At 68.2% G+C, this 22,849-nt stretch carries 21 protein-coding genes; 11 read left to right on the forward strand and 10 right to left on the reverse strand.

Going from position 1 to position 22,849, the window contains the following annotated elements; translation table 11 throughout:
* Window positions 1-5: 5 nt before the first annotated feature.
* Window positions 6-1,619, reverse strand: a complete 1,614-nt coding sequence (locus tag FXO18_RS11180; protein WP_149361174.1) for a right-handed parallel beta-helix repeat-containing protein — start codon at window positions 1,617-1,619, stop codon at window positions 6-8.
* 46 nt (window positions 1,620-1,665) lie between these two features.
* Window positions 1,666-3,252, reverse strand: a complete 1,587-nt coding sequence (locus tag FXO18_RS11185; protein WP_149361175.1) for a sugar transferase — start codon at window positions 3,250-3,252, stop codon at window positions 1,666-1,668.
* Window positions 3,253-3,827: 575 nt separating this feature from the next.
* Between FXO18_RS11185 and FXO18_RS11190 the strand changes: the two genes are divergently transcribed.
* From FXO18_RS11190 to FXO18_RS11210, 5 genes are read left to right on the forward strand one after another with little or no spacing between them, the layout of a single operon-like run.
* A complete protein-coding gene (locus tag FXO18_RS11190; RefSeq protein WP_149361176.1) occupies window positions 3,828-5,489 on the forward strand; it encodes a right-handed parallel beta-helix repeat-containing protein in 1,662 nt (553 codons plus the stop codon).
* Between the two features lie 57 nt (window positions 5,490-5,546).
* On the forward strand, window positions 5,547-6,068 hold the full coding sequence (locus tag FXO18_RS11195; protein ID WP_149361177.1) for an acyltransferase: 522 nt from the start codon (window positions 5,547-5,549) through the stop codon (window positions 6,066-6,068).
* Between the two features lie 43 nt (window positions 6,069-6,111).
* Entirely contained in the window at window positions 6,112-7,197 is a 1,086-nt protein-coding gene (locus tag FXO18_RS11200) for a glycosyltransferase family 4 protein (RefSeq protein WP_149361178.1), read from the forward strand.
* On the forward strand, window positions 7,194-7,844 hold the full coding sequence (locus tag FXO18_RS16220) for a DapH/DapD/GlmU-related protein (RefSeq protein WP_328593430.1): 651 nt from the start codon (window positions 7,194-7,196) through the stop codon (window positions 7,842-7,844). Before FXO18_RS11200 ends, FXO18_RS16220 begins: the two co-directional genes overlap by 4 nt.
* Window positions 7,845-7,854: 10 nt before the next feature.
* Window positions 7,855-8,913, forward strand: a complete 1,059-nt coding sequence (locus FXO18_RS11210; RefSeq protein WP_149361179.1) for a glycosyltransferase — start codon at window positions 7,855-7,857, stop codon at window positions 8,911-8,913.
* Window positions 8,914-9,047: 134 nt separating this feature from the next.
* Here the strand turns inward: FXO18_RS11210 and FXO18_RS11215 are convergent, their stop codons facing one another.
* Both FXO18_RS11215 and FXO18_RS11220 read right to left on the reverse strand, forming a co-directional pair.
* A complete protein-coding gene (locus FXO18_RS11215) occupies window positions 9,048-9,596 on the reverse strand; it encodes a serine O-acetyltransferase (RefSeq protein ID WP_187774320.1) in 549 nt (182 codons plus the stop codon).
* On the reverse strand, window positions 9,589-10,788 hold the full coding sequence (locus FXO18_RS11220) for a hypothetical protein (RefSeq protein ID WP_149361181.1): 1,200 nt from the start codon (window positions 10,786-10,788) through the stop codon (window positions 9,589-9,591). The genes FXO18_RS11215 and FXO18_RS11220 overlap by 8 nt, the downstream gene beginning before the upstream one ends.
* 205 nt (window positions 10,789-10,993) lie before the next feature.
* Here FXO18_RS11220 and FXO18_RS11225 point away from each other — a divergent pair, with 205 nt between their 5' ends.
* Together FXO18_RS11225 and FXO18_RS11230 are read left to right on the forward strand one after the other, a co-directional pair.
* Window positions 10,994-11,542 (forward strand): arsenate reductase/protein-tyrosine-phosphatase family protein, encoded by a 549-nt coding sequence (locus FXO18_RS11225; RefSeq protein ID WP_149361182.1) that lies wholly within the window; start codon window positions 10,994-10,996, stop codon window positions 11,540-11,542.
* A gap of 94 nt (window positions 11,543-11,636) precedes the next feature.
* A complete protein-coding gene (locus FXO18_RS11230; RefSeq protein WP_187774321.1) occupies window positions 11,637-12,641 on the forward strand; it encodes an LCP family protein in 1,005 nt (334 codons plus the stop codon).
* Between the two features lie 43 nt (window positions 12,642-12,684).
* On the opposite strand, the gene FXO18_RS11235 is transcribed toward FXO18_RS11230, so the two are convergent.
* From FXO18_RS11235 to FXO18_RS11260, 6 genes are all read right to left on the reverse strand, one after another.
* On the reverse strand, window positions 12,685-14,160 hold the full coding sequence (locus tag FXO18_RS11235; RefSeq protein ID WP_149361184.1) for a flavin-containing monooxygenase: 1,476 nt from the start codon (window positions 14,158-14,160) through the stop codon (window positions 12,685-12,687).
* A 140-nt stretch (window positions 14,161-14,300) separates the two neighbouring features.
* Window positions 14,301-14,630, reverse strand: a complete 330-nt coding sequence (locus FXO18_RS11240; protein WP_149361185.1) for a hypothetical protein — start codon at window positions 14,628-14,630, stop codon at window positions 14,301-14,303.
* 295 nt (window positions 14,631-14,925) lie between these two features.
* Window positions 14,926-17,067 (reverse strand): class 1b ribonucleoside-diphosphate reductase subunit alpha, encoded by a 2,142-nt coding sequence (gene nrdE / locus FXO18_RS11245; RefSeq protein WP_149361186.1) that lies wholly within the window; start codon window positions 17,065-17,067, stop codon window positions 14,926-14,928.
* Window positions 17,064-17,492, reverse strand: coding sequence for a class Ib ribonucleoside-diphosphate reductase assembly flavoprotein NrdI (nrdI, locus tag FXO18_RS11250; RefSeq protein ID WP_149361187.1), 429 nt, complete (start codon window positions 17,490-17,492; stop codon window positions 17,064-17,066). The genes nrdE and nrdI overlap by 4 nt, the downstream gene beginning before the upstream one ends.
* 109 nt (window positions 17,493-17,601) lie before the next feature.
* Entirely contained in the window at window positions 17,602-17,835 is a 234-nt protein-coding gene (gene nrdH, locus FXO18_RS11255; RefSeq protein ID WP_149361188.1) for a glutaredoxin-like protein NrdH, read from the reverse strand.
* 651 nt (window positions 17,836-18,486) lie between these two features.
* Entirely contained in the window at window positions 18,487-18,855 is a 369-nt protein-coding gene (locus tag FXO18_RS11260; protein WP_149361189.1) for a hypothetical protein, read from the reverse strand.
* Window positions 18,856-19,096: 241 nt separating this feature from the next.
* Between FXO18_RS11260 and FXO18_RS11265 the strand changes: the two genes are divergently transcribed.
* The 4 genes from FXO18_RS11265 to FXO18_RS11280 all read left to right on the forward strand — a co-directional run bounded on the left by FXO18_RS11265 (window position 19,097) and on the right by FXO18_RS11280 (window position 22,756).
* Window positions 19,097-19,855, forward strand: coding sequence for an ABC transporter ATP-binding protein (locus FXO18_RS11265; protein ID WP_149361190.1), 759 nt, complete (start codon window positions 19,097-19,099; stop codon window positions 19,853-19,855).
* A gap of 77 nt (window positions 19,856-19,932) precedes the next feature.
* On the forward strand, window positions 19,933-21,468 hold the full coding sequence (locus FXO18_RS11270) for a hypothetical protein (protein ID WP_223114682.1): 1,536 nt from the start codon (window positions 19,933-19,935) through the stop codon (window positions 21,466-21,468).
* A gap of 140 nt (window positions 21,469-21,608) precedes the next feature.
* Entirely contained in the window at window positions 21,609-22,553 is a 945-nt protein-coding gene (locus FXO18_RS11275; RefSeq protein ID WP_187774322.1) for an SPFH domain-containing protein, read from the forward strand.
* A 2-nt stretch (window positions 22,554-22,555) separates the two neighbouring features.
* On the forward strand, window positions 22,556-22,756 hold the full coding sequence (locus FXO18_RS11280) for a hypothetical protein (protein WP_149361192.1): 201 nt from the start codon (window positions 22,556-22,558) through the stop codon (window positions 22,754-22,756).
* Window positions 22,757-22,849 lie beyond the last annotated feature (93 nt).

Consider the following 22,849-nt stretch of genomic DNA (forward strand, 5'->3'; position numbering starts at 1 on the left):
CAGGCTCATTCCAGGGTGCTGCGGGTGATGCGCACGCCCGGCCCCGGCTCCCGCACTGCGTCCGCCAGCGTGGCATAGCCGCGGAACGCCGTATCGGTGATCGAGAGGCCGCCGCGGGGTGTGAGCATGCCGATATCCTGCCGCTCGCCACGATCGATGGTGCAACGCTGCACCACGACGCCACGATTGCCGCCACTGGATTGATCGTGGACCCCGAAGGCGTTGTCCACGATCTCGCAATCGGAGACGACCGCGCCCGAGCAATCATCGACGATGACGATCCCCGCCGAGCCGTTGCCTCGCACCACGCAGCGCGTCACCACGGCTTCCTCGCAGAGCCCCAGTCCGTGGCGCGCGGCCGATTCCAGCACGCTGTCGCGCACCTGGGCGCCCCGCGCGACCCCGGCTTGCAGCTTGCAGGCGGTATCGCCGCTGCCGGTGCTGGAGCAGCGGTCGAGGATCGTATCGGCCGACCGCACCTGGAACCCGGGTGCCTCGCTCCCCCCGCCCACTGCCTCGCACCGGTCGAACAGGATCCGCTGCCCGTAGGGGTGGGTGTCCCAGATCGCGAGGCTCCGTGCATCGCCTGTTCCGCGGCCGGTGACGCGCACCTCGCGGGGGCCGCCCCATTGCTCCCGGCGACCACCGGCGGCCTCGCGCTCATCAGCGAGAGTGGTGAACAGATGGCGGCAGCCTCCCCCGCTGAGCTCGACGTCGACATGGGCGCTCGTTCCGCTGATGGCCACCCCGTAGCCCCGGTGGTCGCCGCGGTTGGGCAGCGACCACACCGTGGATCGCACCTGGGCATGCATGCTATTGAGCACGTGGATCCCACCCGCGGCCTGCCCGGCATCAACATCGATCACCCCGTGCAGGGTGTCGCGCAGCAGCACCGCGCGGCAGGAGAGCTCGGTAGGGCTCGTGGCGGTGACCGTCATGCCCTCGAGCACGGGCTGGCGCACCGGTGCGACCCGGAACGCGCGCGCCCCCTCCTCGCGGATGTGATCCCAGGCCAGCGGGGTATCTAGTGCCAGCGTGGCACCCGAGCGGCCCACAATCCGGTGGTACTCCGCGGCGAGGCCTTCCTGGCTGGTGCCCACGGTGCGCGGTCCGGTGACGATGCTGCGGCTCTCGATACCAACGAGATCGCCCTGCCGCATGCCCTCGGCCATCGCTGGCGGCACCACGAGGGTGCTACTGCCAGCGCGATGATCAGCGAGCATGCGGTGCTCCGGCCCGCGTGATCCGGTGGCCGTGAGCAGCGCGCGCATGTCGGCGGCGACCGTCAGCGTGGTGCGATCACCCGCCAGCCGGATGCCGTGGGTCTCGATCGGGCTGCGGCACAGGTACTCGCCCGGGTCGCCGGGCGGAAGCTCGACAATGCTGGCCCCGTCCTGCCGCGCCGCGGTGACCACGAGCTGGATGAGGGACGCGGCGTCATCAGCGGCGAGCAGTGCTCGTCGCGGGATCCGGTAGCGATCCGGCGAGCGCGCCAGTGCCTGCCAGGGCGAGAAGCTGGGCTGGCCCGCAGCGAGGAGGGCTAGTCCACCGGCCGCGAGACCGCCGAGGACTGCTCGGCGGCCCGCGACGTGGTTCGCTCGCGCATCGTTGCCTGCCACCTCGCGAGCCTAGCGGCGACCGGGCCGTCCCTGGGACTGCTTCGGGCTAGTACGCGCCGTCACCGTTGAGCACCGTGCGCACCGTGCGCCACATGATGACGATGTCCTGCATCATCGACCAGTTCTCCACGTAGGAGAGGTCGAGCCGTACCCGGTCCTCGTCGGACAGCCCGGAGCGGCCGGAGACCTGCCACAGTCCCGTCATGCCGGGGCGAACGAGGATGCGCCGCTCGACGTAGCCGGGGATGTGCGCGCCCTCGCCCTTGACGAGCGGGCGCGGGCCGACGAGGCTCATCTCGCCGCGCAGGACGTTGAACAGCTGGGGCAGCTCATCGATGCTGGTGCGCCGGATGAACCGTCCGATCGGGGTGATGCGGGGGTCGTTCTCGGCCTTGAAGAACGCATCGTCCTCCTTGCCGCACGCGGCGCGGGTCTGCTCGAGCAGCTTGTCCGCGTTGGGGACCATCGAGCGGAACTTCCACATGCGGAGGTCCTCGCCGGCCTTGCCGACGCGCAGCTGGTGGTAGAAGACAGGACCCCGGTCGTGCAGCTTGATGGCGAGCGCGACAACGATCATCACTGGCGCGAACACGACGAGCGCGGCCAGCGCGCCGACGCGGTCGAAGAGGGCCTTCTTGATGCGGATAGCGCCCTCGTACTGCGGCTCCTCGACATGCAGGAGTGGCATGCCCGCGACAGGCCTGATCTTCAGCCGGGGGCCGGCGACGTCGATCACGCCGGGATGGACGACAAGGTCGACGCCATGCTCCTGCAGCTTCCAGGCGAGGTCCCGGAGCCGCTCGGGGCCGATCTGCTCGGTAGCGGTGACCGCGACCGTGTTGGCCCGGGTGGAGCGCACTGCCTCGATGACGGCGTCCTGGTCCCCGAGGATGGGGATGGATTCGCCACCGACGGTGACCCGCTGGTCGGCGGATCCCTTGTAGTCAGGGATGCAGACGCCGGCCACGCGGTAGCCCAGCGCTGGCTGGCTGCGGAAACCGGTCATCATGTCCAGCGCGGCCTGCCCGCCGCCGAGGACGATGACGGTGGTCGAGCAGTGCCCGTGGGCGCGGGCGCTGCTCAGCCAGCGCCGCGCCAGCCACCTGGAGGCGAGCAGCCCGATCAGTCCGAGCGGGAGCGCGATGGCAAGGTAGCCGCGGGCGATCTCGAGCCGCAGGAGCAGCGCGATGATCGCGATGAGGCCGAAGACCATGATGGTCGATTGGACGATGCGCTGGTATTCCTCGCCACCGGTTCCGATGATGCGAACGTCCCGGGCGCCGAGCATGGCGAGGGCCGCGCTCCAGGCGAGCACGAGGAAGATCGAGACAGCGGTATAGCCGAGGATGTTGGGAACCGGGTAGACGGGCCCGCCCTGCACGCCGAAGCGCACGATCTGGGCGATCGCCACTGCCGCGACGACGACGAAGGTATCGGTGAAGCGGAGGAGAGCGCGGAACCAGAAGGACCAGTGCCTGCTTTGCGGGAGTGGCGGGGCCGCGGGGCCCGGGCTAGGGACGCTGGGGGCGGCGGCCGTCGGGCGGGGAGTACTCGTCGCCTTCGGCTCCGGGAACGGTCTTTCCGTGGAGCGGGAGGCCGCCCCCACGGGGAAGGAACCCTTGATAACCGTCATGGATGTCCGTCCGTAGGAAGTTCATGCTGATCTCGTGCCGGCACCTGCATCCCGGTGTCCACGCGCAGCGGTGGACGGGCTGGTGCTGGCTGGCTGTCTCGCCGTGGCATGCACGACCGTTGCCCGAGGGCAGGCTCAGCGATCCGCGGTTCCCGGGCACCCCTGGCCAGGGGTGCCAGGCTTGCCCGGTTTGCGTTATTGAAAACGGTAGCAAAGGCTGTCAATAGTTCAACAAAGCGTCAGCATGCAAGAAATAGTCCTGCCGCCACGGAGCCCAGAAGTCCGAATGGTCGCTTTCGCGCGAAACCGCTGACAGGCAAGCGGAACCGCCCTTTTCGGAAGCGGCGACGTTTCAGATTGCCGTAAATAATGTGAGTTGCGTCACATTGAGGCTGTACGCGTGATCTGGCCCGAGTAGTGGGAAATACCCACAGTTGATCGACCATCGATCGAGACACGATGAAAGTCTCAACGCGGCGTCGACCTCATCACCATGCCGCTTCGAATCCCCAGGTCGCCCTTCATCCCGCCTACGGTCCAAGTCGAAACCCGACAAGTAACCGAAAGGCCGCGACGTGGTCAGCAGAACACCCAGCCGACGTTCCTTCCTCCGCCTCGGTGGCGCGTCCCTTGCCGCGGCCGTGATCGCGCCCCACGCGTTCGATTCTCCCGCGGTCACCGGCCCGAGGCCCCGACTGCTCTCCGCGCGGCCCGGCGGGATCACCCTGCTCTCCAGCCTGGACAATCGCTACATCGTCGACCGAGCCACACTTCTCGCCGCACCGGACGCCTCCGTCGTGATCCAGGACGCGATCGATGCTGCCGCTGCCGACGGCATCCCCACCGTCGAGCTGCCGCCAGGAGACCCGGGCGACTACCTCTGCCACTCCGCGGTCCACCTCCGGGGCCGCTCGCTCATCGGAGTAGGCACCACCCTCACCGTGGCCTCAGCGATCCCCGCCCGCGCGCTGCTCAACGCCAGCGGCATCACCAGCGGCACCAAGGCCCCCCTCGACGAGGACCATGGCAGCGGCAGCTCCCGCATCCGCATCCCGGGCGAGCTCCGCGGCTCCGTCGCCGCCGGAACCGTGCTGGCCATCGAGGCACGAGTACAGACCACCGGCCCCGCTACCACTGGCACCAGCCAGCAGGGCTGGGCCTTCGAGATGCACCAGGTGGACCGGGTTCGCGGACCATTCGCCTACCTCGACGAACCATTGATCTGGAACTACCCCGTGGCAGCAGGCGCCCGGGCATTCATCATCCAGCCGGTCCGCGACTTCACCATCGAGGGCATCCGCATCACCGCCACCGACGCCCACGCCCAGCCAATCCGTGGTGTGCTCGTCCGCGAGGCCATCCGCCCCACCGTTGATGTGTCGCTTCTCGAGGCCGGGGGCGGCGTGCTCATCCTCAACTCGATGCACTCCACGATCCGCGCGCAGGTCGATACCCTCCCGCGCTACTACGACCAGTTCGGCTACGGCGTCGCCGTCGCTGGCGCCAGCGCCCACGCCACCGCCGAGGTCAACGGTGGCGGGTGCCGGCACCTGTTCACCACCCTCGCCGACGAGCGTCCCGGCTCCTCCGGCGGCGCCAACGAGCAGTGGGGCGATCCCCGCCACCTCGTGGTGCGCGGCTCCGGCTGGGCCGGGGCCGACAGCCTCGCCGTCTGGGACACCCACCCCTACGGCTACGACATCACCTTCGACGGCTGCTCCACCCACGGTGGTGGCACGAACGCCGCGGGCTTCCAGGTCCGCAACCGCAACGTCGCCCTCGCCCAGTGCAGCTCGACCTCCGCGGGCAACGTCGCCGCCCGCCTCGCCCCCGGGGAGGCCTCCAACGCTCGCATCACCGGCGGATCGTTCACGGGGGCAGGCCGGGCCGGGATCGGGCTCGCCGCTGGCTGCAGCATCTTCGGCGCGACCATCCGCGGCAACGGCGAGGCCGGGGTCATCGTCAACGACGAGTCCTCCCAGGCGACGGTGGCCAACTGCCTCATCGACGGCAACGCTGGCTTCGGCATCCAGGACCAGTCCAGCGGCCAGCACGCCGGGGTCGTCATCGAGCAGAACACGATCCCCTACAGCGACACCCAGTACCTCGGGGTCCTCCTGCCCAAGAGCGACATGATCATCCGGGAGAACCACTTCCGCGACTTCGCGAGCGTCGACGCCGCGATCTACCAACCGGGACCAAACGTGCAAATCGTCAACAACACTGCTGGCGCGTAGTACGTTTACCCACAGCCAGAAGGTTCGCATTCCCACCTCGAGCCGGAGAACCCAGACATGCTCACCCCCCTCCACGCCCTGCTCTCCCTGCTCCTGCGGCTGCCCCGCGCTGCCCGCAGGCGGCTGAGCGATTTCCGGTGGTCGCGCACCCTCAAGGAGTTCGGCCCCGGCGCCCAGATCGGCCCGAGCTCGATCATCTACAACGCCGACCAGGTATCGCTCGGTGCCAACGCCGTCATCGGTGACTTCGTGCACATCTGGGGCGGCGGCGGCGTCTCCATCGGCGAGGACACCATGATCGGCGCCACCACCGTCATCACCTCCCAGTCGCATGATGCCCGCGCCACGCGCAAGGGCTTGCTCTACCGGGAGACCCATTCCAAGGCGCCCGTGGTGATCGGCAGGAACGTGTTCCTTGGCTCCAACGTCACCGTGCTGCCCGGCATCCGGGTCGGCGACAACGCCATCATCGGCGCCGGAGCCGTCCTCACCAAGGATGTGCCCGACAACGCCATCGTGATGGGCGTGCCCGCACGCATCGTCGGCTCCATACTCGACGATCCCGCCGAGAAGGCGTAGACCCCGGTTCCAGCCCGCAGCCCCTAGCCACTGGAGGCACACCATGGCCCGCCCCGCGCGCGTCAAGCACGGCATCTACCTGCCCGTGGTACCCCGGTACCGGCAGGCCTGCGTCGACGTCATCGACGAGCAGCTCGGCGATACCGTCACCCACTGGGCCGGCGACGCCCACATCACCGAGACCGTGCGCACCGGCACCGCGTCCCCCAATCTCGTCACGGTGCGCAACCACTTCCTGCTCGGCCGGAAGGTGCTGTGGCAATGGGGCCACTTCAGCGAGGCGATCTCCGCCGAGGTGCTCGTTGTTGATCTCAACCCGCGCGACCTCAGCGCCTGGTTCTTCCTCGCCGCCCGTCGGCTGCTGCGCCGCCGCACCGTCGCCTGGGGGCACCTGTTCCCCCGCGCCGGTCGCAGCTCCCCAACCGCCCGGGTGCGGAAAGTGATGCGCCGCCTCGCGCACGGCACCATCATCTACGACTACGCCAGCGTGGACTTCGCGAAGTCCGAGCTGCCCGGCCAGCCGGTCTGGGTCGCGCCCAACGCCCTCTACCGGCAAGCCGACCTCGCCCCGATCGACACGACCGCGCGACGCCACCGCATCCTCTATGTCGGCCGCCTCGTCGCCGAGAAATCCATCGACCGCCTGCTCACCGGGTTCGCGCGATCCGGGCTCGCCGACCGCGGCGCCACCCTCACCATCGTCGGCGACGGCCCGGAGAAGCCCGCGCTCGCCAAGCTCGCCGCCGACCTCGGCATCACCGCCGCCACCGAGTTCCTCCCCGGCGTGTACGACGCCGCCGCGCTGCGCGCCCTCTACGCGGAGACCATCTGCAGCGTCTCCCCCGGCTACGCGGGCCTCTCCATCACCCAGAGCCTCGGGTTCGGCGTCCCGATCGTGGTCTCGGAGAACGAGCTGCACGCCCCCGAGATCGAGCTCGACCGCACCGGTGGCGTCCTCTACTACGACGCCACCACCGACGATGGCCTCGCCACCGCGCTCGTCCGCGCTCACGACAATCCCGACCAGATCAACGGCGAGGATCTCCGCGCCTACGTCCACGACAATTACTCCGCCGAAGCGATGGCCACTGGCGTCATCGCCGCACTGCGAGGAGCAGACCCCCGATGAGCACCCCCGGTTCCAGGCCCGCAGTGGCCCCCATGACGGTCGAGCGGTTCGAGGCCATCCTCAAGCGGCAATCCCGCCTCCCCGCCGCGCTCCAGCAACGGATGCGCGCGATGATCCGCCGCTCCGCCATCTCCGGCAAGGTCACCCATGGCCACCAGTTCTGGCCGAGCCGCGGCTGCACCATCTTCGCCACCCACAGCCTCGAGATCGGGCACTTCGTCAAGATCGGCCCCGATACGCGCATCGAGGTCAACGGCACCATCGGCTCCTTCAGCGGCATCTCCCACCACACCGTCATCGTCGGCCGCCGCGACCACGCCCTCGATGCAGTGGGCATGCCCGTCCCCGCCACACCCTGGATCGGCGACCGCGACCTCACCCCCGACGACATCCTCACCATCGGCATCGACGTCTACATCGGAGCTGGATCGACCGTGCTCAGCGGCGTCACCATCGGCGATGGGGCCGTCGTCGCCGCGGGCTCCGTCGTCATCAAGGACGTGCCACCCTTCGCCGTCGTCGCTGGCAGCCCCGCCCGCGAGGTAGGGCGCAGGTTCCCCACCGAGCAGGACGAGCGCGACCACCTCGAGGCCATGCACACCCTGATCGACGAGATCGAGCAGCTCCGCGCCGCCGGGAAGATCTGACCAGAACACCATGGCACCCCCACCGCGCCCCCTGCTCGTCGAGCGCACCCACCACGGCCACCGGCTGATGTACATCGCGCTGCTCGCCACGGCCGCTCACGAGCAGGGCGGTCGGGCCACGGTGCTCCTGCACCCGGACGCGCCCGCCTCCACCGAGTACCGCATCCACCTCGCGCCCATCGAGGACACGATCGACGTCGTCACCGATCCCGCGATCACCGTCGCGGGCATCCTCGGTGCCGCGCGCGAGCACCGCTGCGATCGCATCGTGGTGCCTGACGCCGACACCCTGCTGCCCGGGTTCCTCCGCCACGGCTGGCGCCGCCTCCCCGTGCCCGCCACCCTGCTCGTCATGCGCCCCGGCAGCCAGGGAGGAGCCCGCTCGACGGTCGCATCCGTGGTGAAGCGCACCATCATGGCCGTGCTGCGCAAGCGTCCCGGAACCGCCATCTACACCCTCGCGAGCGCCCTTCGCCCCGCCGGCGCGCACGAGGTCAGCGACCCCGCCATCATCGACGCCAGCGACACCGCCATCGCCGATCTCCGCGCGCTCGCCGGCCTCGACAACGACCGCTTCTGGTTCGGCGTGATCGGTGCCATCACCGGCCGCAAGAACGTCGACCTCGTGCTCGATGCCCTCGCCCATCTCGACCACCGCCGCACCGGACTGCTCATCGCCGGGCGGATCAGCAGCGACATCGCGGATTCGCTCGCCCGCGCCATCACCACGGCCCGCGAATCCGGCGCCCGCGTAGCCGTGGTGGATGACTTCCTCGAGAACGAGCAGGTCGACGCCGCCGTGGCCGCCGTCGATTGCGTCGTGCTCGCCCACTCCAACGAGGGGTCGAGCGGCATCCTCTCCAAGGCCACCCGCGCGGGCACCCGCGTCCTCGCCGCCGGGGCACGCTCCCTGCGCGATGACGTCGCCATCATCGGCACCGGTGCGCGCTGGTGCCCCCTCGACGTGGAATCGCTGCGCGCCACCATGGCAGCGATGCTGGACGAGCCCGCGCCGCCCATCCTCGACAGCGACGGTGCCCGCGACTTCCGCGACAAGCTCCTCGGGTAGTTGTGCCGCGCCGTTGCGGCGGCGGGCTTGTGGATTTGCCGCAAAAGCACTGGAAGCTGGTAAACGCGATAGAAATCCGGTGGTTTTCTCTGCGGCTTCTATCGCGTTTGCGCCGGAGGCCGGGGCTGCAGCCGCTACGCCCCCGCGCCGCGCCGAGCCGGGATGATCCGAGCGGGCACGCCCACCGCGACCGCGCCAGCAGGTACCGCCTGCAGCACCACGGCGTTCGCGCCGACCGCGGCCCCATCCCCGACCTCGACCCCGCCGAGCACCTTGCAGCCCGCACCAAGCAGCACGCCATCGCCGATTCTCGGTGCTCGCGGCGCCGCTCCGTCCGAGCCGATCGCCTCCCCCACGGTGACCTGCTGCAGGATGGTGGCGCCCGCGCCGATGATCGCGCGGCCGCTGATCACGATGCCGTTGGGGTGCTGCATCATCAGCCCCGGGCCGATGCGGCACCCCGGCACGAAGTCCGCCCCGGTCAGCAGCAGCGTCACCTGCCGCAGCAGCTTGCGCCAGCCTCCCGACTTCGACAGCGCGGAGCTCTCCTGCAAGCGCAGCAGCAGCGATGCCCGCGCGCCCGGATTGGCCAGCAGGACCTTCAGCGCCCGCGGCAGCGAGAGCCGGTGCCCATCGGCGTAGCGGGCCAGGTCGGCGGACAGGTGGGCGGCGAGATCAGCCACGATCGGTTGCTCCTTGGTCGGTGGGCGCGGTGCGGGCATCGGCGATGCTAAAGGCAGCGACCCCCAGGACGCTGCCGATCAACGGGACCGTCCACAGCCAGGCTGCCCCGGCGAGGTCGCCGATGAGCCACAGGAAGCCGAGATTGAGGATGGTCGTGACGATCACGATCGTGGCGCCGAGCCCGGCCCGGTGGCGCGCGATGAGCCGGCCATAGTTGACCTGCGCGAGGGCGGCGGCACCCGACATCACGGTGAAGGCTGCCACGAGCGAGACAACATGATCGAATCCTTCGCCCAGGGCCCGGCCCACAGCCCAGCCCAGCGGCAGGGCGAGCCCCGCGAGCAGTACCGCGTACAAGGCCGAGGCGATGTAGGCCTGCTTCGTCACCGCGCGCACCCGCGCCTGGTCCGCGGTCGAGATGCGCGGCACCAGGATCGTCTGGATGCCGATCGGGACGATCGCCAGCGGGCTGGTCACCCGCACCGCCACCGCGTACACACCGGCGACAGCGGGCCCGAGCACCACGCCTGCTACCGCTGGCTGCAGCTGCGGCAGGCTCGAAGCGATCCCTGAGAACCAGAAGCCCATCGCCCTCTCCCGGACCACGCGATACGTCGCTGGCCTGGTCGTGGATGCGGCCGCGAGGACGAGTCCCACCACTCCGCTCAGCGCGGTGCCCGCGACGAAGGCAGCGATGATCATCCCGGGCTCCACGGCCAGTGCTGCGAGCAGCACCGCGAGCGGCAGGGCGCGCTGCGCGAGGATCACGATGACAGCCCTGCCGTCGCGGGTGAGGCCGGCGAGCGCGGACTGGAGGAAATCGACATAGTTGTCGAGCACCGCGACCGCCGCGCCGAGCATGACGATCATGCTGAACGGCAATCCGAGCAGCGCGATGCCCCCGGCGGCGAGGGCCGCGCCGATCGGGATGGTGGCGGTCCGGACGTGGAGGAAGGCACCCGCCACGCCAGTGGGGTCGTCATGGCCGTTGACGGTGAGCACGCGGTTGGCCAGGCCCAGGCCCGCGAGGGCCGCGCCGACGTAGCCCGCTGCCATGCCCTGGGCGAACCAGCCGAAGTCTGTCGCGCCGACCTGCCTCGCGATGACGAAGAACGCGAGCGCCTGGAGCAGCGCGCCGAGGAACCGCGAGAGCACGCGCGATGCGAGCGCCTTCGCCATGCGGTTTGCCATGTTCGGGGTTCCTGACGTCTCGCGGCCCAGCGATCCAGGCACAGGGGTTCAAAGGCACGGGCGTTCAATGACTCGGGGTTTTACCGGACGAACCAGACGATCCTAGGCACAGATCCAGTGGCAGGAACGCCACATTCAGAGACTTTCCCAGCCCCGCTCGCCACCGGCAGCCCCGCGGCGCGCCCCACCGCGTACGATCAGCACCATGCGGGTGTTGTTCGTCTGTACCGGGAACATCTGCCGATCCCCCCTCGCCGAGCGCTACGCGAGCCACTGGGCCGAGCAGCACGGCACGGCGATCGAAGCCACGAGCGTCGGCACGCACGCCTTGGTCGGCTACCCCATGGATCCCGACGCTGCGGAGGCTCTCGCAGCCCTCGGCGGCACCTCGGATGGCTTTGCTGCCCGTGCGCTGACCACTACGGACGCGAGGAACGCGGACCTGATCCTGGTGATGGAGCGCGCGCACCGCGACCGCGTCCTCGCCACCGCCCCCGCCGCGACCCTCCGCACGTTCACCCTCTCCGAGGCAGCGCTCATCGCCTCGCAGGTGAGCGTCCGGACGATCCGCGAGCTCGCCATCGCGCGGACCCGCGTGCCCCAGGCGGTGGATGCGCCCGACATCCTCGATCCATTCCGGCAGGGCCCCGCGACGCACCGCAGGATCGCGGAGGAGATCGCGGCCAAGGTGGATATCGTTCTCGGCATGCTTGCGCCAAGCACCACGGATTCCCCCAAAACACCCACACTCTGATGCAATACTGAGTGCCGATCCCCTCCCCCGCACGGAGATAGGCACAACCCATGGCTTCCGCACCATCCCTCGCCCCCGACGCCCCGAGCGGGCGATGATCCGGTCGCGCAAGGGACTAGCGATCCTCGCCATCACCCTGATCGTGTCGATGCTCGCCGGTGCGCTCATCGCACGGCTCGCTCTCGACCGCGTGCTCGGCGGCTTCGACCGCATCGACGGTGTATTTGCTGACCTCGACGAGGACTCCCGGCCACCCGGCGGTTCCGGCGGAGACCCGGCCACGTTCTTCCTCATCATGGGAACCGATGCGCGTGCAGCAGGACCGACCACCGGCGAGGCTGCCACCGCGAGCGAGGGAAGCGCCCGCACGGATACGATCATGCTCGCCAGGGTCGACGGGAGCAGCGACCGCACGCATCTGGTCAGCATCCCGCGTGACAGCTGGGTCGATGTGCCCGGGCACGGCATGAACAAGATCAACGCTGCCTACGCGCTCGGCGGCCCGGCCTTGCTCATCCAGACCGTCGAGCAGCTCACCGGCGTCCGCCTCGATCACTTCGCCATCGTGGACTTCATCGGCTTCGAGACCATCACCGATGCGCTGGGCGGCGTGACCGTCACCGTGCCCTTCGATTCGACCTACCACGGCCGCGAGTTCCGTGCCGGGCCCCAGCGCATGGACGGCGAGACAGCCCTCGCCTACGTCCGGCAGCGCGAGAACCTGCCGCGCGGTGATTTCGATCGGGTACAGCTCCAGCAGTCCTACCTCGCGGGCATGCTCCGCACCATCAAGGACGACGTATCGCTGATCGATTTCACCACGGCGCGGAGCTTCATCGATGCGGTGCAGCAATCAGTCTCCCTCGATGACACGCTCACCACCACGCGGATGCTCCAGCTCGCCTGGCAGCTCCGCGACATCGATACCAGTTCCTTGGCATTCCTCACCGCTCCCTATACCGGCACGGGCTTCGAGGGCACCCAGAGCGTGGTCTACCTCGATCAGGAAGCAGCCAATGGTCTCTGGACGGGCCTGGTCGAGGGAACGGTCGATTCGCGCCTCAGCGACTACCAGGAGTTCCTCTACACGAGCAACTAGGGCGTGACTGCCGCGCGCTGTCCGAGCAGTTCGCGATGCTCGGTCAGTGGAACGCGTAGTCGTCGATGGGAAAGGTCCGGGCGTCGCGCTGCGCCCCGAGCACTGAGCTGGGGCGCAGCAGGGTCGCCTCGCCGTGGGGGTCGAAGTAGTAGCTGCGGCTGCCCTCGCAGGAGCCCAGCTGGAACACCGATCGGCCCAGGCGGCCCGTCATGGTCTCCAGGAATGCCGCGTTGGCCTGCTCGGTGATCTCGACGGTGCGCGCTGCACGGCGATCGATCTCCTCGAACACGCGCCGCAGGTGCACCATCTGCGTCTCGATGGTCCAGAAGTACGACAGCCCGGTGTAGCTGTAGGGGCTGTGCAGGCTGAAGAAGTTGGGGAACTTCGGCACAGCCATGCCCTCGTACGCCTGGAACCTAGTCGCGCGCCAGAACTCGCCCAGGTTGCAGCCGTCGCGGCCGGTGACCTCGATCGCGGGGAAGTTCTTCTCCCACAGCGAGAAGCCCGTCGCTAGAACGAGGGTGTCGATCTCGTGCACGGTCCCGTCGGCCATCTCGATACCGCCCGGGAGCACCCGGCGGATCGACGTGGGCTCCAGCGTGACATTGGGCCTCGCGAAGGCGGGGAAGTAGGTGTTGGAGAAGGTGGGCCGCTTGCAACCGAACGAGTATCGCGGGGTCAGCGCGGCGCGGGTCCGGCGCTCACGCACCTGGGCGAACATGTGTGCCTTGGCGAGCAACGCGGCGAGATCATTGAACCGGTGGCCGTGCTTGTAGTTGAGCACGCCCACGGTGTTGAGCGCCTCGAGCGCGACCGAGTTGGCGAACCGGGCCGCGCGCTGGGTGATCGGCAGCGCGCCGAAAACCGTACGCACGGGCGCGGGTATCGAGAAATCCACCTTCGGCACCACCCAGATCGGCGTGCGCTGGAACACGGTGAGGTGCTGGGCGACCTTGGCCAGCTCCGGCACGAGCTGCACACCGGTGGCGCCGGTGCCGATCACGCCGATCCGCCGCCCCGCGAGGTCGACCTCGTCGTCCCACTTCGCGCTGTGGATGACCGTGCCGGCGAAGTCCTCGATGCCCTCGATGTCGGGCAGCTTGGGCTGGCTGAGGAACCCCGTGGCGGTGATCAGGTACCGCGCACGCAGGGTCTCGCCGCCCTCCAGTGCGACCTCCCACTCGGCCTCGTCCGGATCCCAGGTGGCGCCGGTCACGTCGGCTCCGAATCGCATGCGTCGGCGCAGGCCGTACTTGTCGGCGACGTGGCTCGCGTATGCCTTGAGCTCCGAGCCTGGCGCGTACAGGCGCGACCAGTTCGGATTGGGCTCGAACGAGTACGAGTAGGTGACGGACGCGATGTCGACGGCGAGGCCCGGGTAGCGGTTGACGTGCCATGTGCCACCCAGGTCGTCCTCGCGCTCGAGGATGACGATGTCGTCGATACCCATCTTGTCCAGCTCGATCGCGGCACCCATGCCGCCGAACCCGGCCCCCACGATGATCACGTCATGCGCCATGGGTCCGATCGTATGCGAGCGCAGGGAGATTGCAATGCGCGGCCGAGCCAGGGCAGAAGCAAGGGAAATCGCCAAGCGCGATAGAAGCCGCGCGAGGATCCCGGCGGTTTCCATCGCGTTTGCGGTGAGCCTGCCGTCCCCTACACCAGTACGACGCGCTCGCCCCAGGCGAGGATCGCGGCCATCGTGGAGCGCAGGTCCTGCGGCAGAACCTCGCTGGTGGCGCTCGCCCAGGCTTGCTCGAGGTAGCGGGCCGCGTCGTCTGCGGGCTGCCCGGAGCAGTAGGGGCGGAGCCGGTCGAGCACCGGCTGCATGCGTTCCTTGAACTCGGCGGTGCCCGCGATAGGGATGCGGCGCTGGAACCCGGGGCCCCGGTCGGTGCGGCCGGTGACGGGGCTGCGGTACGGGCTACTGGGATGCTGGCCGACAAGGTAGTGCGCGGCTGCGGGCCGGGTGATCGCGGTGGTCACGGGTTGGCATTCCTTTCGCATGGATATGCCCCATACCGGCCCCGTCGTATTGCTGACGGGGCCGTGCTCGCTTACCCTGGTGTTCTCTGAATGGGTCCTGGCGCGTGCTGGGGCCGGGGGCCCGGCTGTTGCAGCAGCCGGGCCTTGTTCATTTGTGCGGTCGTTCCGTGTGCGGTGGTCCCGGTCCCGCTGCCTGGGTTGCAGCCCGGGCAGCGGGCGGGACCGGGATCCCGAGCCTTGGCGTGGGGTCACGCGGATAGGTCTACAGGATCACTCCGACAGTTCTGGCGGAGCGCTACAGCATGCAGCTCACGCAGCCCTCGACCTCGGTGCCCTCGAGCGCCATCTGGCGGAGCCGGATGTAGTAGAGCGTCTTGATGCCCTTGCGCCAGGCGTAGATCTGCGCCCGGTTCAGGTCGCGCGTGGTGGCGGTGTCCTTGAAGAACAGCGTCAGCGACAGGCCCTGGTCCACGTGCTGGGTAGCCGCCGCGTAGGTGTCGATGATCTTCTCGTAGCCGATCTCGTACGCATCCTGGAAGTACTCCAGGTTGTCGTTGGTCATGTAGGGCGCCGGGTAGTAGACGCGACCGATCTTGCCTTCCTTGCGGATCTCGATCTTCGAGGCGATCGGGTGGATCGACGACGTGGAGTGGTTGATGTAGCTGATCGATCCCGTCGGCGGCACTGCTTGCAGGTTCTGGTTGTAGATGCCGTGCTCCTGAACCGATGCCTTGAGCTCGAGCCAGTCATCCGGGGTGGGGATGTGGATGCCCGCGCTCTCGAACAGTTGCTGCACCCGCGCGCTCTTGGGCTTCCACTCCTGCTCGGTGTACTTGTCGAAGAACTCGCCGGAGGCGTACTTGGACTCCGGGAAGCCCTTGAAGTAGCTGCCCCGCTCGATCGCGATGCGGTTGGAGGCGCGCAGCGCGTGGAAGAGCACCGTGTAGAAGTAGATGTTGGTGAAGTCGATGCCCTCGTCGGACCCGTACTGGATGTACTCGCGGGCGAGGTAGCCGTGCAGGTTCATCTGGCCGAGGCCGATCGCGTGAGACTCATTGTTGCCATGCTCGATGGACGGCACCGAGTTGATGTGCGTCTGGTCGGAGACGGCGGTGAGCCCGCGGATCGCGGTCTCGACGGTCGCGCCGAGATCGGGCGAGTCCATCGTCTTGGCGATGTTGAGGCTGCCGAGGTTGCAGGAGATGTCCTTGCCGATCTCCGCGTAGGAGAGGTCGTCGTTGAACCGGCTCGGCGTGCTGACCTGGAGGATCTCGCTGCACAGGTTGGAGTGCGTGATCTTGCCCTTGATCGGGTTGGCCCGGTTCACGGTGTCCTCGAACATGATGTACGGGTAGCCGGACTCGAACTGCAGCTCCGCGATGGTCTGGAAGAACTCGCGCGCCTTGATCTTGGTCTTGCGGATGCGCCGGTCGTCGACCATCTCGTAGTACTTCTCGGTGACGTCGATGTCCGCGAAGGGCACCCCGTAGACACGCTCGACGTCGTACGGCGAGAACAGGTACATGTCCTCGTTCTTCTTCGCGAGGTGGAAGGTGATGTCGGGGATCACCACGCCGAGGGAGAGCGTCTTGATGCGGATCTTCTCGTCCGCGTTCTCGCGCTTGGTGTCGAGGAAGCGGTAGATGTCGGGGTGGTGGGCATGCAGGTAGACCGCGCCCGCGCCCTGCCGCGCGCCGAGCTGGTTGGCGTAGGAGAACGAGTCCTCGAGCAGCTTCATCACCGGGATCACGCCGGACGACTGGTTCTCGATCTTCTTGATCGGCGCGCCATACTCGCGGATGTTGGACAGCAGCAGTGCCACTCCCCCGCCGCGCTTGGACAGCTGCAGCGCCGAGTTGATGGAGCGCCCGATGGACTCCATGTTGTCCTCGATGCGAAGGAGGAAGCAGCTCACCGGCTCGCCGCGCTGCTTCTTGCCCGCGTTGAGGAAGGTGGGGGTGGCGGGCTGGAAGCGGCCGGAGATCATCTCGTCGACGAGTCGCTCGGCGAGCGCGGTGTCGCCCGCGGCGAGGCTGAGCGCGACCATGCAGACACGGTCCTCGAAGCGCTCGAGGTAGCGCTTGCCGTCGAAGGTCTTGAGGGTATAGCTGGTGTAGTACTTGAACGCGCCGACGAACGTCGGGAACCGGAACTTCTTCTTGTACGCGCGCTGGAACAGCGACTTGACGAACTCGCGGTCGTACTGGTCGAGGACCTCGGGCTCGTAGTAGTCCTTCTCGACGAGGTAGTCGAGCTTCTCGTCGAGGTCGTGGAAGAACACGGTGTTCTGGTTGACATGCTGCAGGAAGTACTGCCGCGCGGCGGCGGTGTCAGCCTCGAGCTGGATCTTGCCGTCAGGGCTGTACAGGTTCAGCATGGCGTTGAGCGCGTGGTAGTCGAGCTCTGGCTCGTCCTGGCGCACGGGTGCCGGGTTCATGTGAGTGGTGAGTGTCGGTGCCAAAACTGTTCCAATCCCTCGCGGACGCGATGCACGTCCTCCGCTGTGCCCATCAGCTCGAACCGGTACAGGTAGGGCACCTTGCACTTCGTCGAGATGATGTCCCCGGCGACGCCGAAGGCATCGCCGAAGTTGGTGTTTCCCGCAGCAATGACGCCACGGATAAGTTCCCGGTTATGCGGATTGTTGAGAAACCGAATAACCGGCTTAGGCACAGCCCCCAGGTGTCGACCTTGCGCGTCTTTTCCGCCCGCATAAGTGGGGAGGATCAGCACATAGGGGTCGTCGACCTCAAGAACTTCGCCTTCACTGTGAGTGGGTATCCGAAAAGCAGGAAGGCCGAGCTTCTTCACGAAACGGTGCGTATTCTCCGAAATGCTGGAGAAGTAAACAATATTTGCCATTGCTCTCACCGCCACGTAATTATTGCCCGACCTCCCGCGCGCCTCCCGGCACCCAGTTCGCGCTGGCTCCCCAGCGCGCTGCGCGGGGCATGCCCACCGCGCGCTGGCCTCAAGCCGCGACGGCGGAGAGCTCCTTGATCCGATCCGGACGGAAGCCCGCCCAGTGGTTGTCGCCCGCCACGACGATGGGGGCCTGGAGGTAGCCGAGCGCCATCACGAAGTCACGCGCGCTGTCGTCCTCGGTGATGTCGATGACCTCGTACTCGAGGCCCTCCTTGTCGAGGGCGCGGTAGGTCGCGTTGCACTGCACGCATGCGGGCTTGGTGTAGACAGTGATGCTCATCTGCTGCCGACCTCTTTCATCTCGGCGCCTATCGGCGCTCGCTCCAGTGTCCTCAGCCCGCCTTACAGCGGACAAAAGCCGGCCCAGGACCGGCTGAGCGGCACCTTTCGAGGCCTCCGATCGGCTTCCCCTCCGACCGCCACCCTTGGGGGTGCTGCTCTGTCGTAGACACTACACCTAGTGCCTGACACTGCAAGCGAATCGCATATCTTGTAATGACAATCCTGATATTCGCAGGTCGCGAGCCCCCGCCAAGGCCAATGCTGGCGTGTCGCCACGCCGGGTGTCCCAGATGTTGCGACGAGGTGAATGACACGGGTGTCATTCGGCCCCTGCCCGGTGCCACGGGCCACCCCGCGAGCGCCACCAGGCGTGACCTGGCCACTTGCCCCAGCGGGCTGCCGCGGCAGCCGGCAAGCGCACCTGCAATCACGATGAGGCGCCCTTCCCGGCCCGCGGGCTGCAGTACGACGCCCCCCGCGCAGCAGCAGGCCCGCTGCATCGCATGAACGTCCATGCGATGCAGCGGGCCTCATCGGGTTTCCTGGCCGACCCCTGCGATCACTGCGCCAGCTGGCCCTCCGGCCGACCGGTCGCGGGCTCGCAACGCAGGACTGCGCGGGTCGTGGCCGTCAGCGGATCGCTACCACATCAGGATTTCATTTGATCGCGCACTTCAATGATTTCTGCCACTCCCCGATCGCCGCCCTCGGGCTCATGCTTGCGGAACTTCTCCACATGATCGAGATAACGATCACAGATCTCGACGGCCTTGCCCTTCTGGCCCTGGCGCTCATAGATGTCCGCAGCCATGTGGGTATAGATGCGGGGCATTGCCCAGCCAGCGATCTTGGTGGATTCCTCGGCGGCGGAGATAATCTCCAGCAGCAGCGGAAGCGCCTCGTCGTCCGACATTTTCTTGATCTCGGGGATCCAGTCGCAGTGATGGCGGCCGCGCACCACTTCCGCCGCCCGCGCGCGCTCGAGCCGGGCATGTGTTTCGTCGCTGCTGTCGAACATCGTTCTCCTCTTCTCGATCTGCTGAGCAAGACGTGGGCCACTCGGGACGACCAGCCGAGGGCACGGCCTCCGCCCTGGCCCAGCATCCCTCGATGCTATGTCGTGGATCACATCGCTCGATGCATGATCAGCATATCGATGTTCCAAGCCCCATGCATCGCCCTCGAGTGGCGGACCCGTACGCGGGCAGGGAGGATCCACAGAGGAACACACACTGTCACGAATACCGGGAGGCCTCCCCATGGCAGGCGCACATGCCCTCGAGATCGCGGGGCTCGCCAAGTCCTACGGCCAGCAACCAGCCGTCCGCTCCATCACTCTCGACGTTCCAGCGGGATCGTTCTTCGGGCTCGTCGGTCCCAACGGGGCGGGCAAGACCACCACCCTGGCAATGTGCACGGGGCTGCTGCGTCCCGACATCGGGCGGGCGAGCGTGTTCGGCCACGACACCTGGCGGGACCCGGTGGCAGCGAAATCGCTGACGGGAGTGCTCCCGGACGGGCTCACGCTCATCGACCGCCTCACCGGCGCCGAGCTGCTGCGCTACCAGGGGCTCCTGCGCGGCATGGCTCCCGCAGTCGTTGATCAGCGGACGACCGAGCTGCTCGACGTGCTCGGGCTCGCCGAGGCGCGCGACAAGCTCGTCGCCGACTTCTCCGCGGGGATGACCAAGAAGATCGGCCTGGCCGCAGCGATGCTCCATGCCCCCCGGCTCCTTGTGCTCGACGAGCCCTTCGAGGCTGTCGATCCCGTGTCCTCGGCGACCATCCGGCGAATCCTGCAGCGCTACGTGGCCGGCGGGGGAACCGTCATCCTCTCCAGCCACGTGATGGCCACGGTCGAGCAGTTGTGCAGCCATGTCGCGATCATGGCCGAGGGCTCGATCGTCGCGCGCGGCTCCCTCGACGAGGTGCGCGGAGCGGACTCCCTCGAGGATGCGTTCGTCCGCCTCGTCGGTGGCCGCACCGATGATGAGGGAGAACTGCAATGGCTGCGCTAGAACGACCTGCACCCGGACAGCCGACCATGGGACAACCCGCGCTGGACCAGGCTGGGCTGGCTCGGACGGTGCTGGCGATGCGCTGGAGGATGGCGCGCCACCAGCTCACCGGCAACGCGCTCGTGGTGAAGGTGCTGGCTGGGTTCCTGGGGGTAGTGGTCGCGCTGGCATCCCTCTCGGTGGGACTCGTCTCGCTCGATCGCCCCGGCGCCGATCATGACCTCCTTGCCCTGATCGCGATCGGCTGGGGCCTGGCGTGGATCTTCGCGCCGATGGTCGCCGGCATCTCCGGGGGCGGGCTGCGGCCCGTGCACTTCGCACTGCTCCCACTGCCCGCGAGGCCGCTCGCCCGAGCCATGCTCGCGACTTCCCTGCTGACGGTCCCGGCAGCCCTGGCGATCGTGGGCCTCGCGGCCCCGGCGCTGCATGCCCTGGTCCACGCCCCGCTCGCGCTATTGGTCGCGGTGCCAGCGGTCGCGCTGCAGGCCTTGTTCATCGTGGGGCTCTCGCGCCTGGTGATGCTGCTGCTCGCCGGAGCGGCGACGAGCCGCCGGGCCCGCGATGCCGCGATGATCGTCACCGTTGCTCTCGGCGCTGTGCTGTGGTTGCTCTACGTGGGCCTGCAGCTGATCGTTCCGCTCGTCGTCGATGGCGATCCCCCGTGGCTGGGCACAGCGTTGCGCGCGATGCCGTTCAGCTGGGCGACCACGGCCTCGGCGCTCGCCGAGTCGGGACACTGGGGACCGGCCCTGGGCATGGTGCTGGCGCTCGCCGCGCTCATCACCGTGCTCGCCGCGGCCTGGGCTCCCCTGTTCGCGCGACAACTGCGGTGGCCCGAGCAGGGTGGCGCGGAGTCGTCCAAGCATGGCTCCTCGCGGCTCTCCGGCGCGTCGGCGCCTGTCGTGGCAGCGGCGCGCAAGGAACTGCTTCTCTCGTGGCGCGATCCGCGCCGCAAGGCGCTCATGCTGATCGTGCCGGTCTTCCTGCTGGTGATCTTCGCCGGTCCGTCGATATCCGAGGCGTTCGCGGGATACCTAGCGATGGCCGGTTTCATCCTGACGATCCTGCTGGTGAGCGCCTGGCTCAACCTCTATGGCCTCGACGGCCCATCGCTGTGGCAGGTACTGGTCTCACCCGGCGGGGCGCGGGTGGACGTGCGCGGCAAGCAACTGGCGTGGCTGATCCTGGCAGCTCCAGTGCTGCTGGGCACGATCCTCGTGCGCTACGTGTTCTTTGGTCGCGGGATCGATGCGCTTGCCTTCGATGCGGGATCCTCGCTGCTCGCGCTCGGGATGGGTTCCGCGATCGTGGTGGTGGCCTCTGTTGCCGCGCCGTATCCGGTGCCGTCGGCGAAGCAGGGCAATCCGTTCTCCACGCGCGGCTCGTTCAATGGTTCCGCGCTGCTGTCCGGGATCGTTGCCATCGCTTTGGTGGTGGGAGTGTTCGTGATGATGCTCGCGCTGACCGCCCCGGGCGGCTGGCTGGCGTGGCTGGCGGTACCGATCGGCGGTGGAGCGGGCGCTGCCGCGTGGTTCTACGGTGGGCGCCTCGCGACGCGCATGCTCGATGATCGCGGGCCCGAGATCCTCGCGATCGTGCGCAAGGAGCCCTGAGGCTGGGGCTCGGGTGCTGGGGCTCGCGTGGCTGGGGCTCGGCGACTGGGGCTCGCGAGCGGGCAGCCATGCTCACACTTTTCACAAAGCTGTGAAAAGTGATATCATATTGGCATCAGCAGCTCGGAAAGGAGCCTTCCATGCCTGAATCACGCACGGCGCCCGACAGCACCGCGGGCACCCCAGTCATCCCAGCCCCGTCCATCAGCGAGCGGGATGCCCTCAACCTCAACGGCTGGCCCATCCTCGGCGGCGGGATCGTCGGCATCCTCGCCGGGGTGGCGATGCTCCTCGGCGGCGTGGCGCTCGGCCAGGATGCGGCGGCACCAGGCATCGCGCTGGCGGTCATCGGGATCCTCGTCATCATCGCGTCGATCTTCATGCTGGTGGGCCTCACGCTCGTCGAGCCCAACGAGGCGCGCGTGCTGCAGGTGCTCGGCGGCAACTACAGCGGATCGGTGCGCATCCCGGGCCTGCGCTGGGTCAATCCATTGACGCAGCGGCAGCGGGTGTCGGTGCGCATCCGCAATCACGAGACCACGAAGTCCAAGGTCAACGATGTGGACGGCAATCCCATCGAGATCTCCGCCGTGGTGGTGTGGCAGGTCAAGGACACCGCCCGGGCAGTCTTCGCGGTCGATGACTTCGTCGAGTTCGTCGCGTTCCAGACCGAGGCCGCGGTGCGGCACATCGCCGGCAGCTATCCATACGATTCATCGGGCCAGCTCTCGCTGCGGGAGAACGCCGACGCGATCAACGCGAAGCTCGCCGAGGAGATCGCCGCGCGCGTCACCTCGGCCGGGGTAGAGGTCATCGAGTCCCGCATCACGCGGCTGTCCTACGCTCCGGAGATTGCCCAGGCCATGTTGCGCCGCCAGCAGGCCGGTGCGGTCATCGCGGCCCGGCAGCTCATCGTCGAGGGCGCGGTCACGATGGTGCAGCAGGCGCTCGCCCGCCTCGAGGCGGATTCGGTCGTCGAGCTCGACGAGGAGCGCAAGGCTGCCATGGTCTCGAACCTGCTCGTGGTGCTGTGCGGGGATCGCGACGCGCAGCCCGTGGTGAACACCGGCTCGCTCTACCAGTAGCCATGGAGCGGAAGAAGATCCTGCTGCGGCTCGATCCCGCCGTTCACGATGCGATAGCGAAGTGGGCGGCGGACGAGTTGCGCAGCACGAACGCGCAGGTCGAGTACCTATTGCGCGCGGCACTGCGCGATGCGGGCCGGGAACCGCGCGATGCGCGGCCGATCAACCGGCCTGGTCGGCCGCGGCGGGACGAGCAGGGCTAGGGCGTCCCGGCGAGGGTGCGCTCGCGGCGGGACCTGGCGCGCGCCCCTGAACTCACCTGCCCCACTGGCCCCACGAGTGTGCGAGAAACGACA

The organism is Lolliginicoccus suaedae (assembly GCF_008312885.1).
In the GTDB taxonomy this organism is placed as follows: Bacteria; Actinomycetota; Actinomycetes; order Mycobacteriales; family Mycobacteriaceae; genus Lolliginicoccus; species Lolliginicoccus suaedae.